This window comes from Nonomuraea sp. NPDC002799, assembly GCF_053592075.1.
Genome location: NZ_JBSFVA010000009.1, coordinates 1 through 14,417 on the forward strand (window position 1 = coordinate 1; position 14,417 = coordinate 14,417).

General features: G+C 69.4%; 11 protein-coding genes. All 11 read left to right on the forward strand.

Annotated elements, in window-relative coordinates; genetic code table 11:
• On the forward strand, positions 1-936 hold a 936-nt coding region (locus ACWD0F_RS18370), incomplete at its 5' end, for a hypothetical protein (protein WP_449876839.1).
• Between the two features lie 134 nt (positions 937-1,070).
• Positions 1,071-1,481 (forward strand): nucleoside-diphosphate kinase, encoded by a 411-nt coding sequence (ndk, locus tag ACWD0F_RS18375; RefSeq protein WP_449876841.1) that lies wholly within the window; start codon positions 1,071-1,073, stop codon positions 1,479-1,481.
• Between the two features lie 329 nt (positions 1,482-1,810).
• Complete coding sequence (locus tag ACWD0F_RS18380; RefSeq protein WP_449876843.1) at positions 1,811-2,842, forward strand: rod shape-determining protein; 1,032 nt, start codon at positions 1,811-1,813, stop codon at positions 2,840-2,842.
• Entirely contained in the window at positions 2,842-3,720 is an 879-nt protein-coding gene (gene mreC / locus ACWD0F_RS18385; protein ID WP_449876845.1) for a rod shape-determining protein MreC, read from the forward strand. Before ACWD0F_RS18380 ends, mreC begins: the two co-directional genes overlap by 1 nt.
• 377 nt (positions 3,721-4,097) lie before the next feature.
• Entirely contained in the window at positions 4,098-4,580 is a 483-nt protein-coding gene (gene mreD / locus ACWD0F_RS18390) for a rod shape-determining protein MreD (RefSeq protein WP_449876847.1), read from the forward strand.
• Entirely contained in the window at positions 4,577-6,622 is a 2,046-nt protein-coding gene (mrdA, locus tag ACWD0F_RS18395) for a penicillin-binding protein 2 (protein ID WP_449876849.1), read from the forward strand. The genes mreD and mrdA overlap by 4 nt, the downstream gene beginning before the upstream one ends.
• Before the next feature lie 120 nt (positions 6,623-6,742).
• The gene (gene rodA / locus ACWD0F_RS18400; RefSeq protein WP_449876851.1) at positions 6,743-7,888 is read left to right on the forward strand and encodes a rod shape-determining protein RodA; all 1,146 of its coding nucleotides are present in this window, start codon (positions 6,743-6,745) and stop codon (positions 7,886-7,888) included.
• 4 nt (positions 7,889-7,892) lie between these two features.
• The gene (locus ACWD0F_RS18405) at positions 7,893-8,072 is read left to right on the forward strand and encodes a hypothetical protein (RefSeq protein WP_449876853.1); all 180 of its coding nucleotides are present in this window, start codon (positions 7,893-7,895) and stop codon (positions 8,070-8,072) included.
• A gap of 20 nt (positions 8,073-8,092) precedes the next feature.
• Complete coding sequence (locus ACWD0F_RS18410; RefSeq protein WP_449876855.1) at positions 8,093-10,003, forward strand: TIGR03960 family B12-binding radical SAM protein; 1,911 nt, start codon at positions 8,093-8,095, stop codon at positions 10,001-10,003.
• A gap of 153 nt (positions 10,004-10,156) precedes the next feature.
• Entirely contained in the window at positions 10,157-10,909 is a 753-nt protein-coding gene (locus ACWD0F_RS18415) for a TIGR03936 family radical SAM-associated protein (protein ID WP_449876857.1), read from the forward strand.
• A 534-nt stretch (positions 10,910-11,443) separates the two neighbouring features.
• A complete protein-coding gene (locus ACWD0F_RS18420; protein ID WP_449876859.1) occupies positions 11,444-14,269 on the forward strand; it encodes an Rne/Rng family ribonuclease in 2,826 nt (941 codons plus the stop codon).
• The last annotated feature ends 148 nt before the right edge of the window (positions 14,270-14,417 follow it).

The following is a 14,417-nucleotide window of genomic DNA, read 5'->3' on the forward strand; positions in this document are numbered from 1 at the left end:
GTGCCCTACGAGGTCGCCGGGCTGCTCGCCGTGGCCGCCTCCGTCGCGGTGCGGCTGCTCACGCGGGCCGCCGGGCGGTGGCTGACGCCTCTGGGGCTGCTGGCCATGGTCGTGGGGTTGTGCTCGGTACGGGTGGTGGTGCCCTCGGCCGACGGGCTCGTGCTGACCGTGCCTTTCACGCTGCTGGCCGTGGGCGCGGCGGTGGCCTTGACGGCGGCGTGGCAGGAGGTGGGGGCGGGGGCCGCGGTGTTCGGGTTGTCGTTGTGCTTGGCCGGGGTGCTGGCGGGGTTCTTGCTCGGGACCGGGGTGCAGATGGCGATGCTGGACGGCGTGACGTCGGCGCAGCAACTGGTCGACAGCTTCGTGGGTGCGCTGCACTGGTGGTCGTTGGTCGGTGGGTTCCTGGTGGTGGCGGTGATCGTGCTGGCCGCCGTGATGGCTCGCCGGCCCGTGAAGGTGGCTCCGGTGAAGGTGGAGGTGCCGTGCGCCGGTTCGCGGGCTTCGGGTGACGTGCTGCTCGTGCAGGGGCCTGCTGATGACGATGTGCGGGGGTCGCGTGCTGCGGTCGAGTCCGCGAGTGCGTCCTCTGGTTCTGTAGGTACGGCTGCCGAGGTGGCTGATTCGGCACATACGGCCGCCGGTGTGGCCGGCTCTGTGGGTACGGCTGCAGGTGTGGCCGGCTCAGCAGGTGGGTTCTCTGGTGTGGCCGGTTCTGCGGAGGCATTGGGTGGCGATGCCGGGTCCGTAGCGGCGCGTCGTGGTGGGGCTGAGGACGATGACGCGCCCACCGGGGTGGTGCCACGGGTCGTGCTGCCGGTGTCGGCTTTCGACCAGGCGGAGCCGGCGCGCGAGGAGGACGCGGCCTCCGAGCCGGCCGGGACGCCGCCGGCGGTTCCGCCGCAGGCGCATTCGCCCGAGGACCCCGCCGGTTCCTAGCTTCTGGCGAAATCGGGTGGGGTTCGGGACGGTAAGCTGAGCCCAGCCACGGCTACGCGTGGGCCCGTGGCCCCGCGAAGCATCGCTCGCGGCGGTCTGTTGCCGCGACTCACTCTTTCGAAGGAGAACTTCAAGTGTCCGAGCGCACTCTTGTCCTGATCAAGCCCGACGGGGTTAAGCGCGGCCTCATCGGTGACGTGATCGCCCGCGTGGAGCGCAAGGGCCTCAAGGTCGTGGCCATGGACCTGCGCACCCTCGACGCCGACACCGCCAAGGCGCACTACGCCGAGCACTCCGAGCGGCCGTTCTTCGGCGAGCTCGTCGAGTTCATCACGTCGGGGCCGCTGGTCGCCCTGGTGCTTGAGGGCCCGCGCGCCGTCGAGGCGTTCCGCGCGCTGACCGGCGCCACCGACCCGGTCAAGTCTGCCCCCGGCACGATCCGCGGCGACCACGCCCTGGAGATCAGCGAGAACATCGTGCACGGCTCCGACTCGCCCGAGTCGGCCGCCAGGGAGATCAAGATCTTCTTCCCGGACCGGTTCTAGCCGTTTCCGCTCCGGCCGGCGCCCGCACAGTTCGAGCTGTGCGGGCGCCGGTTTTTGTCGGGCGCCTCCCGTAAGGTTGCAGGCGTGTGCGAGGGTTCCTGCGGGCTCTTGTGGCCGAATGTAAGTGGTGGCTTTTGTCCGATATTGGAGCGTTCCAAGAGTTAATCGGATGTTGTAGCGCATTGCGAGCAAAATTGCGGTTGAGGTAGGGGCTGGAGATTTTTGTGGGGCGCGACGGCTCATTGCGCCCATCGGTGGGTACGTCACGTTACGATTCGAATTCAATCCGTAGTCATTCGCGAACGACGTTACGGAGGGCTCCGTTCCCCATGGGCAGCAAGCTCGCGTTTCTCGGCCGTGACATGGCGGTCGACCTGGGCACCGCCAACACGTTGGTATACGTGCGCGGCCGGGGCATCGTGCTCAACGAGCCGTCAGTCGTAGCGATCAACACCACCACCGGGAAGATCGTGGCGGTCGGCATCGAGGCCAAGCGAATGATTGGCCGTACGCCTGGCAACATCATCGCGGTCCGCCCGCTCAAGGACGGCGTGATCGCGGACTTCGACGTCACCGAGCGGATGTTGCGCTATTTCATCCAGCGGGTGCACAAACGCCGGCACTTCGCCAAGCCGCGCATCATCATCGCGGTGCCCAGCGGCATCACCAGCGTAGAGCAGCGTGCGGTGAAGGAGGCCGGCTACCAGGCCGGCGCCAGGAAGGTCTACATCGTCGAGGAGCCGATGGCGGCCGCCATCGGCTCCGGGCTGCCGGTGCACGAGCCGACCGGAAACATGGTGGTCGACATCGGCGGCGGCACCACCGAGGTGGCGATCATCTCGATGGGCGGCATGGTCACCAGCCAGTCGATCAGGATCGGCGGCGACGAGCTGGACCAGGCGGTGATCACGTACGCCAAGAAGGAGTTCTCGCTGATGCTCGGCGAGCGCACCGCCGAAGAGATCAAGATGGCCATCGGGTCCGCGTGCCCCAACGGCGAGGAGTCGCATGCCGAGATTCGCGGCCGCGACCTGATCAGCGGGCTGCCCAAGACCATCATCGTGTCCAGCGAAGAGATCAGGAAGGCCACCGAGGAGCCGGTCAACGCGATCGTGGACGCGGTGAAGACCACGCTCGACAAGTGCCCGCCCGAGCTGTCCGGCGACATCATGGACCGCGGCATCGTCCTGACCGGTGGCGGCGCCCTGCTCAAGGGGCTGGACGAGCGGGTCAAGGCCGAGACGGGCATGCCCGTGCACCTGGTCGACAACGCTCTCGACTCGGTCGCCATCGGGTCCGGCAGGTGCGCCGAGGAGTTCGAGGCGCTGCAGCAGGTTCTGGTGCCGGAGTCGCGGCACTGATGAAAGACTCGCGCCAGGCCCGGCTGATCCTCGGAGCGCTGCTGTCGGCGGCCCTGGTCATCCTGACCATCGACCATCGCACCGGCGACAGCTCACCGATGCGCCCGCTGCGTGCGGCCGGGTCGTGGTTGTTCGGGACGGCGGAGCGGTTCGGCGGCGGAGTGGTGCGGCCCGTCGGCGGGTTCGTGAGCGCCCTGCTGAGCGCGCCGGGAGCGCAGCAGCGCATTGACGTGCTCACGGCGGAGAACGCCAAACTGCGGGCCGGCCTGCTGGCCGGGCAACTCGACGCGACCCGCGCCAAGGAGCTCAAGCAGTTGCTCGGGCTGGCGGGCACCGGCGGATACAAGGTCGTCACGGCCAATGTGGTCGCGCGGCGCGGTCAGCCGGGGTTCGAGGATGCGGTGCAGATCGACGCGGGCTCCGGTGACGGGATCCGGCGGGACATGACGGTGCTCAACGGTGACGGGCTGATCGGGCGCGTCATCCATGCCTCGTCGCACACCTCGACAGTGGTGCTGCTCAGCGACCCGGCCTCGGCCGCCGGGGGGCGGCTGGAGGGCGGCAAGGAGATCGGGGTCGTGCACGGGGTGGGGGAGAACGGGCGGCTCGTGCAGTTCCGGTTGCTCGACTCCACGGCGCCGCTGACCAGGGGCGGGCGGATCATCAGCTTCGGGTCCGAGAACGGCAGCCCGTACGTGCCCGGCGTGCCCATCGGCGTGATCGAGCGGGTGGAGTCGACGCCCGGGGAGTTGACGCGCATCGCGTACGCCAAGCCGTACGCGGATCTGACGGCCCTGGACGTGGTGGGCGTGGTGGTGGAGGCGCCCAAGCGGGATCCACGGGACGCGGTGCTGCCTGCCAAGGAGGGCGCGCGGTGAGCCGGGGACGGCTCTCGTGCGGCGCGGTAGGTGGGGTTCGGTCGGTCGTGGGTGGGGTCCGGTTCGCGGGGTCGGCTGGTGCGGCGCGGCTGGTGACGGGCGGCTCGCGACATCGGCTCGTGCGGCACGGCGTGGCAGGCGATTCGCGAAGACGGTTCGAGGGGTGCCGAGGTGGCCGGGCGGTCCGTGGGGTGCTGAGGTGGCTGGCGGTTCGTGAGCGTGGGGTGCTGAGGTGGCTGGCGGTTCGTGAGCGCGAGGTGCTGAGGTGGCTGGCGGTTTCCGGCGGGGCGGTGGGCGGTTTGCGAGGGGCTGGAGTGGTGGGCGGTTCGTGAGGGGCTCACGTGGTGGGCGGTTCGCAGGGGGCCGTTCATGGTGACGTGCGGGAGGGGGATGCGGTGATCGGGGGGCTGACCGTGCTGCTGGCGTTGCTGGCGCAGGTCATGCTGGTCAATCGGGTGTCGTTGCCGGCGGGTGGCGCGCCTGATCTGGTGTTGCTGGCCGTGGTGGGTGCGGCGCTGGCGCGTGGGCCCGCCTCCGGGGCGGTCTTCGGGTTCTTCGCCGGGCTGCTGGTCGACATCATGCCGCCGAGCGCGCACCTGATGGGCCAGTACGCGTTCGTGCTGGCGCTCGTGGGCTTCATCGCTGGACGCGGCGCGGGTGGTCCCGTGACGACCGTGGTGCTGTGTGTCCTGGTGGCTCCGCTGCTGGCGGCGGCCGTGGGCGGGCTGATCTCCGATCCGCGCGTGACGGTGTCCACCTTGACCGAGCAGGTGCCCGTCACCGTCGTCTACACCTTGCTCGTCTCTCCGATCGTCATCTGGCTGGCCACGAGGGGCAGACACGCGAGGTTCTCGACATGATCAGGATGCGGTCCCGGCTGCTCGTGCTGCACGTGCTCGTGCTGACGCTGCTCGTCGTGCTGGCCACGCGCTTGTGGCAGGTGCAGGTCGTGCGGGGGCAGGAGTTCGTGACACGGGCGACGGAGACCAGGACGCGGGCCGTGATCGTGCCGGCCGTGCGGGGGCAGATCCTCGACTCGTCGGGACGGCCGCTGGTGCGCAACAAGACGGCACTGGTCGTCTCCGTGGACAGGACCCGGTTGTCGCGGATGCCCGACGCCGGGCTGAAGGTGCTGGGCAAGCTCTCGGCGGTGCTCCACCGGCCGGTCGCGCAGTTGCAGCAGCGCATCACGCCGTGCGGGCCGGGGGTCAGCAAGCCGTGCTGGACCGGGTCGCCGTACCAGCCGGTGCCGCTCGACGAGAAGGTCGACACCCGGCAGGCGCTGCAGATTCTGGAGCGGCAGGAGGATTTTCCCGGGGTGACGGCGGAGATCCATTCCGTGCGGCAGTATCCCGGAGGCCGGGCCGGCGCCCAGATGCTCGGCTACCTGCAGCCCGTCACCGAGGCGGAGCTTGAGGCGCGCGAAGGGCTCAAGGCGAGCTTCTCCGGGGTGGACCTGGCCGGGCGTGACGGCCTCGAATACATCTACGACGACGCGCTGCGCGGCAAGTCCGGGCTGCGCCGGGTGCAGGTCGACCGGATGGGCAAGGCGCTCGGGGTCGAGGAGCAGGTGATGCCCATTCCCGGCGATCACCTGGTGACCAGCATCGACTCGCGGGTGCAGACCATCACGGAGAAGGCACTGGGGAAGGCGATGAAGTCGGCGCCGGGGGCCGACGGCGGGGCCGGAGTGGTGCTCGACGCCCGGACGGGGCGGGTGGTGGCGCTGGCCAGTGCGCCCGGTTACGATCCGGCGATCTGGGCGGGCGGGATCTCGACGCGTGGATACCAGTGGCTGCTGTCGGAGAAGTCCGGCAAACCGCTTGTTTCGCGGGCAATCAACGGGCAGTTCGCGCCCGGTTCGACGTTCAAGGTCTCCTCGGTGTCGGCGATGTTGCGGGCCGGCTATCCGCTGAACGGCACCTACTCCTGTCCGGGGTCCTACGCGGTGGGCGGCAGGGCGTTCAACAACTTCCGCGGCATCGCGCTCGGCTCGCTCAGCCTGCACACGGCGCTGGTCAAGTCGTGCGACACGATCTTCTACCGGGCGGCCTACGAGCAGTACCTCAAGGACGGCGGGCGCAGCCCGAAGAGGCCGACGAAGGAGGTGTTCGCCAACACGGCGCGGGCCTTCGGGTTCGGCGGCCGGACCGGTGTCGACCTGCCCGGCGAGTCAGCCGGGCGCATCCCCGACCGCGCCTGGAAGAAGGACCTGTGGAACAGGACCAGCGCCATCAACTGCGAGCGGTCGCGCAAGGGGTATCCCGAGGTGAAGGACCGGGCGCGGGCCGAGTTCCTGAAGCGGCTGGCGCTGGAGAACTGCACCGAGGGGTTCCTGCTGCGGCCTGGTGACTCGGCCAACTTCTCCATCGGCCAGGGTGACGTGCTCGTCACGCCGATGCAGTTGGCCAGGGCCTACATGGCGCTGGTGAGCGATGGCAAGGTGCGCAGCCCGCGCATCGGGTGGGCGCAGGTGCGGCCGGACGGCAAGGTAGTCAGGACGATCCCCGTGCCCGTGGTGGGCAAGCTGCCGATCAGCGAGAAGGAGCGCCTCTACATCAAGAACGCGCTGAGTCAGGTCGCCGAGGACGGCACCGCGGCGGGGGCCTTCGCCGGATTCCCGATGAACAAGGTGCGCATCGGTGGCAAGACCGGTACGGCCGAGGTTTGGGGCAAGAAGGACACCTCGTGGTTCGCGTCGTTCGCGCCTACGAAGAATCCGCAGTACGTGGTGGTCGTGATGGTGTCCCAGGGTGGGATGGGGGCGCAGACGGCGGCGCCGGCCGTGCGGGAGATCTATGAAGGGATCTACGGCATCAAACGGCCCGAGGCGGTGCCGGGCGGGCGGCTCACCACGAAGCTGCCGATGTTCCGGCCCGATGGAACGGTGGCCAGAGGGTGATGACCGTCCGGACGGTTGACGTCGACAGTCGCGGGATGGGTGGCGGGGCTGCGGGGGCTGGGAGATGAGTGCTCGGGATGGTGGGGCGGGGGCTGAGGGATGAGTGCTCGGAGCGCAGCCATGCGGCAGCCCTCGTTGTTGCGCCGGATCGCCGGCGAGGACTCCGCCGTGCGGCGGCTCGACGGGCTGATGCTGGTCGCGGTGGCGGGGCTGTGCGTGATCGGGACGCTGCTCGTGTGGTCGTCCACCAGGACCTGGGCGCCGGGAGCCACGGGGCTGGTGAAGAAGCATCTGCTCAACGAGGTCATCGGGGTGACGCTGTGCGGGGTCGTGGCCACGGTGGACCATCGGGCGATGCGGGCGTACGCGCCCCTGGTGTTCGCGGTGTCGCTGATGGGGCTGGGGCTGGTGATCACGCCGCTGGGGGCCACGATCAACGGCTCGCACTCGTGGATTCTGCTCGGCGGGGGGTTCGCGGTACAACCGTCCGAGTTCGCCAAGGTAGGGCTGCTGCTGATCATCGCGATGCTGCTGGCGCAGCCGGCCGAGGGGTCCGATCGGCCACGAGGGCTCGACGTCGTGCTGGCGCTGATCGCCGCGGTGATCACGATGGGGCTGGTGATGTTGCAGCCCGACCTCGGCACCGCGCTGGTGCTGGCGGTGATCATGGCCTCTGGGCTGGTGATCGCGGGGGTGCGCAAACGGTGGATCATGGTGTTGTCGCTGGTGGCGGGCGCCGGGGTGTTCATGGTGTTCTACTTCCAGATGCTGGAGCCGTACCAGGTGGCGCGGTTCACCGCGTTCGTGGACCCGAGCGTCGATCCGCGCGGGGTGGGCTACAACAGCACGCAGTCGCTGATCGCGATCGGGTCGGGGCAGCTTCTGGGCAAGGGGCTGCTCGGCGGGGGGCAGACGACCGGCAGGTTCGTGCCCGAGCAGCACACCGACTTCATCTTCACGGTGGCGGGGGAGGAGTTCGGGTTCCTGGGCTCGGTGACCGTGGTGCTGCTGCTGGGCGTGGTGCTGCTGCGCGGGCTGAAGATCGCCAGGCAGTGCGAGGACCGGTTCGGGACCATGGTGGCGGGCATGATCGTGTGCTGGTTCGCGTTCCAGACGTTCATCAACGTGGGGATGACGATCGGGATCATGCCGATCACCGGGCTGCCGCTGCCGTTCGTCTCGTACGGCGGCACCGCGACCTTCGCCAATCTCATTGCGGTTGGGCTACTTCAAGCCATCAGAATGCGCAGACAGTCGTTTAATTAGAGGTATGTTCTTGGCATATTGCGATGAGTGCGAAGATCGCTTCCTGCTGCCCGCCAGCCATGTCGTGGCCGTGCACAACCTCGCCAGCGGGGTGATCGCCGTGGAGCTGACCTGCTACGAGGGGCACCACCTCATGGTGCTCGGCGGAAATGACATCGACATCACGGGCCCTGCCACCGTCTGAGCGCCGCTACGCTGGACACCATGTCTGCCGAGTCGATATTCCCCCGCCTGGAAGCGCTGCTGCCCAAGGTGCAGAAGCCTATCCAGTACGTCGGGGGTGAGCTCAACTCGACCGTCAAGGACTGGGACTCCGCCGATGTGCGGTGGGCGCTGATGTATCCGGACGCCTACGAGGTCGGGCTGCCCAACCAGGGCGTGGCGATCCTCTACGAGATCCTCAACGAGCTGCCGGCGACGCTGGCCGAGCGGACCTACGCCGTCTGGCCGGACATGGAGGCCCTCATGCGGGCCGAAGGCGTTCCGCAGTTCACCGTGGACGGGCACCGGCCGGTTCGCGCCTTCGACGTGCTCGGTCTGTCGTTCTCGACCGAGCTCGGCTACACCAACATGCTGAACGCGCTCGATCTGGCCGGCATTCCGCTGCTGGCCGTGGAGCGCGGTGAGGACGACCCGATCGTGCTCGCCGGTGGCCACGCGGCCTTCAACCCCGAGCCGATCGCCGACTTCCTCGACGCGGCCGTGCTCGGCGACGGCGAGCAGATCTCCATCGCCATCTCCGAGGTCGTCCGCGAGTGGAAGGCCGAGGGCCGGCCCGGCGGCCGGGACGAGTTGCTGATGCGGCTCGCCGAGTCGGGTGGGGTCTATGTGCCGAAATTTTACGATGTCGATTATCACCCGGACGGGCGCATCAAGCGCGTCGCCCCCAACAGGGCCGAGGTGCCGTGGCGGGTGCACAAGCACACCGTGATGGACCTCGACGAGTGGCCCTATCCGAAGAAGCCGCTGGTGCCGCTGGCGGAGACGGTGCACGAGCGGTTCAGCGTGGAGATCTTCCGCGGGTGCACGCGGGGCTGCCGGTTCTGCCAGGCAGGCATGATCACGCGCCCGGTGCGCGAGCGTTCGATCACCACGATCGGCGCCATGGTGGAGAACGGCGTCAAGGAGTCCGGCTTCAACGAGGTCGGCCTGCTGTCGTTGTCGTCCGCCGACCACTCCGAGATCGGCGCCATCGCCAAGGGCCTGGGCGATCGCTACGAGGGCACCAACACCTCGCTGTCGCTGCCCTCGACCAGGGTCGACGCGTTCAACATCGACCTGGCCAACGAGTTCTCCAGAAACGGCAGGCGATCGGGCCTGACGTTCGCGCCCGAGGGCGGCTCGGAGCGCATGCGCAAGGTGATCAACAAGATGGTCACCGAGGAAGACCTGATCCGCACCGTCACCACCGCCTATTCGCAGGGGTGGCGGCAGGTCAAGCTCTACTTCATGTGCGGCCTGCCCACCGAGCAGGACGAGGACGTGCTCGGCATCGCCGACCTGGCCAAGAAGGTCATCCAGGCGGGCCGCGAGGTCACCGGCAGCCGCGACATCCGCTGCACCGTCTCCATCGGCGGATTCGTGCCCAAGCCGCACACGCCGTTCCAGTGGGCCGGTCAGGCCGACCACGAGACCGTCGACCGGCGGCTCAAGCAGTTGCGCGACTCGCTCAGAGGCGACAGGCAGTTCGGCCGCGCCATCGGCTTCCGCTATCACGACGGCAAGCCGTCCATCGTGGAAGGCCTGCTCTCGCGGGGCGACCGCCGGGTCGGCGCCGTGATCAGAGCCGTCTGGGAGGACGGCGGCCGGTTCGACGGGTGGAGCGAGCACTTCTCCTACGAGCGCTGGATGGCGGCGGCCGAGCGGGCCGGGATCGACGTCGACTGGTACACCACGCGCGAGCGGGAAGAGAACGAAGTTCTGCCGTGGGACCACCTCGACGCCGGGCTCGACCGCGAATGGTTGTGGCAGGACTGGCAGGAGGCCGTCTCCGGCGCTGAGGTCGAAGACTGCCGCTGGACTCCGTGCTACGACTGCGGCGTCTGCCCGACCATGGGCACCGAGATTCAGATCGGCCCCACAGGGCGAAAACTCCTTCCTCTTACGGTGGTCTAGCGCGCTCAGTGGGCGAGCCGTGCCTCGGTGTACACGTTCACGCACCGGAGCGGCTTATCCTGGGACGTAGGAACTCTTACAAGGGAAGGACGACAAGCTCTGAAACCTGTTCCAGAAGGGCCTCCGCCCGCGCCAACGGTGCAACGCCTGCGTGTGCGTTACGCCAAGCGCGGCCGACTGCGCTTCACAAGCCACCGCGACATCTCACGAGCCGTCGAGAGGGCGGTTCGCCGTGCCGGTATTCCGGTGGCCTACAGCGCGGGCTTCTCACCCCATCCGAAGATCTCCTACGCGGGAGCGGCGCCGACCGGTGTCGCCAGCGAAGCCGAATACCTCGAGATCGGTGTTACCACGCCGTGCGATCCCGGCCAGGTCAGACAGAGCCTGGACGAGTCGTTGCCGCCTGGGCTCGATGTGCTCGACGTTGTGGAGGCTGGTCAGGGTGGGCTGGCCGAACGCTTGGAGGTCTCCGACTGGGAGGTGCGGCTTCCCGGTACCGATCGCGAGTTCGCCGAGGTGGCGGCGGAGAAGTTCCTCGCGGCAGGCACTGTGGAGGTAGAGCGCCTCACCAAGAAGGGTCCCCGCCGTTTCGACGCGCGGGAGGCCGTCCTGGAGCTCAAGGTTTCTGAGGCAACAGACAGAACCGCAGCTCAAGTGCATGGAGAACCGTGTGTCATACTGCGCATGGTTGTTCGGCACATGACGCCTGCCGTTCGACCCGACGATGTGCTCACAGGGCTGCGCCTTGTGGCCGACTTCGCGCCGCCGGTTCCCCCCGAGGTGACCAGGCTGGCGCAGGGGCCGCTGGACGTCAGCACCGGTGCGCTTGCCGACCCGCTCGACCTGGACCGCGATAAAACGCGCGGCGGCGAGGCGGGACCGGCGGGTGAGCACGTCGACGGTTAAGGAAGGCCCGGCGCGAGCTGGGCACAACCGCTGACAGGACTTGGCGTCGACGCCTCCATCCTCGGAGGTGCCGGCGGACAACGAGACACGAGGGCTCCTGCGCGGCGCGGCGACGCGCCCGGGAGCTGACGGGAGAGCGCCCGCATGCTCGACAACGAGCCCAACGCCGGGGCCACAGGCCCCGACGGGGAGACAACTGAACAGTCCGAGGTGACCGCGCGTCGCCGTTCCGCCAGCCGCCCCGCAGGTCCCCCTCCGGAGTTGCCGGAGGAGCCGGCCTCCGTGCCGGTCACCGTTTCGGCGGCCCAGACCGCGCCGTCGGTGGCGGAAGTGCAGCCGGTTCGGAGGAGGACCGCGGCGCAGCGTGCCGCGGGAGAGCCCGCGCCGGAGCTGCTGGCCGCCGCTGACAAGACCGCTGCTTCCGGTGGCGGTGCTGCCGGTTCCGCTGGTGTTTCTGGTGGTGCCGGTGCTTTTGGTGCTGGTGCTTCCGGCGGTGCTGGGGCCGGGGTGACAGGGGCCGCGGCGGAGAGTCCGGTGGAGGCCGCTGTGGCCGGTGCCGTGGCTGAGGCCGAGGGCGAGGAGAAGCCCAAGAGGGCTGCGCGTACGCGGTCCACCGCGACGACTACGCGGCGCCGTACGACGAAGAAGGCCGCCGAGGCGGAGGACGAGGAAGCGCTCCCCGAGGGGGGCGCGGCGGTCGCCGAGGATGAGCCGGTGAAGCGGCGCCGGACCACTCGCAAGAAGGCGGAGGACGCCGGGGCGTCCGCCGTCGTCGATGCGGGCGGCGTGACCCAGGCCGGCGATGTCGCGGCGACGCGGGCCGCTGACCGGGACACCGAGGTCGTGGCGCCCTCTGGCGGTGGCGAGGCCGCCGCGCCGTTCGGCGCGGAGGAGGCGGACGCCGCCACGGCTCGGCCCACGCGGCGCCGGGCCACCACCCGCAAGGGCCGGGGCGCGGGAGCCGGGGAGGCCGGTGGCGAAGCGCCGGCGGCCACCGCGGAGGCTGAGGCCATCGGCGGCGCTGCTGGTGGCCGTGCGACTGGCGGTGCTGCTGTCGGCGGTGCTGTCGGTGGTGGTGCTGAGCGGGCGGCTGAGGCTGCTCGGGGCGATGACGAGGCGGCGAAGGCCGCTGACGACGCCGACGACGACATCATGGAGATCCTGCCCGAGGACGAGCCGCTCGACGACGAGCCCGCGGGCGAGGACCTCGACGAGGACAACGGCCGGCCGAGCCTGCTCGCCGACCCGTTCGGGTTGACCGCGCGCCGGCAGGACCAGCCGGGAGCCGCGTTCCAGCGGCCCGCCGCGATATTCGCGCCGCTGTTCCAGGCGCCCGACCCGAGTCAGGCCAAGCCCGCCGCGCTGCGGCGGCCCGAGCCGCCGCAGCCCGTTGAGGAGCCCGCGGAGGTCGAGGAGGCCGAGGAGCCGGTCGACGAGGTGGTGACCGAGGACGAGGCGGACACCGACGCCGACACCTCCGACGAGCAGGAAGAGGAAGGCGGCAGCCGCCGCCGTCGCCGCAGGCGTGGCGGCAGGGGCCGGGGCAAGTCCCGCGAGCGGGACGATGCCGAGGACGGCGAGGACACCGACGAGGACGCCGACGAGGAGCAGGGCGAGGAGGCCCAGGAAGAAGAGGGCTCCTCCTCGCGCCGCCGTCGCCGCCGCCGTCGCCGGGGCACCGAAGAGGTCGCCGAGCCGGCCAGCGACGATCCGCCGAACACCGTGGTGCGCATCCGCGCGCCGCGCTCCGGACGCGCGGCCGCGCTGGAGACCGCGACCGACGGCGTGCAGAGCGTGCGCGGCTCCACCCGCCTGGAGGCCAAGAAGCAGCGCCGCCGTGAGGGGCGCGAGCTGGGCCGCAGGCGCCCGCCGATCATCACGGAGTCGGAGTTCCTGGCGCGCCGCGAGTCCGTCGACCGGATGATGGTGGTGCGCCGCCAGGGCGACCGTACGCAGATGGCGGTGCTGGAGGACGGCGTGCTCGTCGAGCACTACGTCAACCGCGAGGCCAGCCAGTCCTACGTGGGCAACGTCTACCTCGGCAAGGTGCAGAACGTGTTGCCGTCGATGGAGGCGGCGTTCGTGGACATCGGCAAGGGCCGCAACGCCGTCCTGTACGCCGGTGAGGTCAACTTCGACACCGCCGGGCTGGAAGGGCAGCCCAAGCGCATCGAGGCGGCCCTGAAGTCGGGGCAGTCGGTGCTCGTGCAGGTCACGAAGGACCCGATCGGGCACAAGGGCGCCCGGCTGACCTCGCAGATCAGCCTGCCGGGGCGTTACCTGGTATACGTGCCGGACGGGTCGATGACCGGCATCAGCCGCAAGCTGCCCGACAAGGAGCGCACGCGGCTCAAGAGCATCCTGAAGAAGGTCATGCCGGAGAACGCGGGCGTGATCGTGCGTACCGCCGCCGAGGGCGCCTCGGAGGAGGAGCTCGCGCGCGACGTGGCCCGGCTGTCCGCGCAGTGGGAGAGCATCCAGAAGAAGACCAAGGCGGCCAGCCCGCCCGAGCTGCTGTCCGCCGAGCCGGACCTGACCGTCCGAGTCGTGCGCGACGTGTTCAACGAGGACTTCACCTCGCTGGTCGTGCAGGGCGAGGACGCCTGGGACACGGTGGACGACTACGTCCAGTACGTCGCGCCGCACCTGGCCGACCGCCTGTCGCGGTGGGACACCGGTCAGGGCGACGTGTTCGAGTCGTACCGGATCGACGAGCAGCTCAGCAAGGCGATGGAGCGCAAGGTGTGGCTGCCGAGCGGTGGCTCGCTGGTGATCGACCGTACCGAGGCGATGACCGTCGTCGACGTCAACACCGGCAAGTACACCGGCCAGGGCGGCAACCTGGAGGAGACGGTCACCAGGAACAACCTGGAAGCGGCCGAGGAGATCGTCCGTCAGCTCAGGCTGCGCGACATCGGCGGCATCATCGTGATCGACTTCATCGACATGGTGCTGGAGTCGAATCGTGACCTGGTGCTGCGGCGGCTGCTGGAGTGCCTGGCCCGCGACAGGACCAAGCACCAGGTGGCCGAGGTGACCTCGCTGGGGCTGGTCCAGATGACGCGTAAGCGGGTCGGACAGGGGCTCCTGGAGGCGTTCTCGACGCCCTGTGACTGCTGCAACGGGCGCGGCCTGATCGTGTCCACGGAGCCGGTGGAGAGCAAGCCGGAGCCGCGTGGCACGCAGGGGAAGATGGCCATCGAGAAGGCGGTCTCGGACAAGGTGTCCGCGGCCAAGGACTCTTCCAGCCGTGATACCGTGACCGGTGCGCTTGAAGACGTCCCGGTTGAGGACGACCAGGCTGGTCAGACTTCTGGCAGAGGGCGGCGACGCTCTCGCCGAGCCAAGTCCGCCGAATAACTCGGCAGACTTCCGACGTTCCGTCCGGTTCGCCTAGGGCACCGTTAACCGGTACCCTGGTGAATCGGTGCGTCAGGTGACGTGCCCTGTTGGCGCGCTTACTCGGTTCGTCGGGTTTTGCGACAGATCGAATGACCAGGCGCAGCAT

Coding starts and splice junctions, on each gene's coding strand:
- ACWD0F_RS18405 (WP_449876853.1), top strand. CDS start 7,893: ATGTTCTTGGCATATTGCGATGAGTGCGAAGATCGCTTCCTGCTGCCC.
- mreC (WP_449876845.1), top strand. CDS start 2,842: ATGAAAGACTCGCGCCAGGCCCGGCTGATCCTCGGAGCGCTGCTGTCG.
- rodA (WP_449876851.1), top strand. CDS start 6,743: ATGCGGCAGCCCTCGTTGTTGCGCCGGATCGCCGGCGAGGACTCCGCC.
- ACWD0F_RS18410 (WP_449876855.1), top strand. CDS start 8,093: ATGTCTGCCGAGTCGATATTCCCCCGCCTGGAAGCGCTGCTGCCCAAG.
- mrdA (WP_449876849.1), top strand. CDS start 4,577: ATGATCAGGATGCGGTCCCGGCTGCTCGTGCTGCACGTGCTCGTGCTG.
- ACWD0F_RS18380 (WP_449876843.1), top strand. CDS start 1,811: ATGGGCAGCAAGCTCGCGTTTCTCGGCCGTGACATGGCGGTCGACCTG.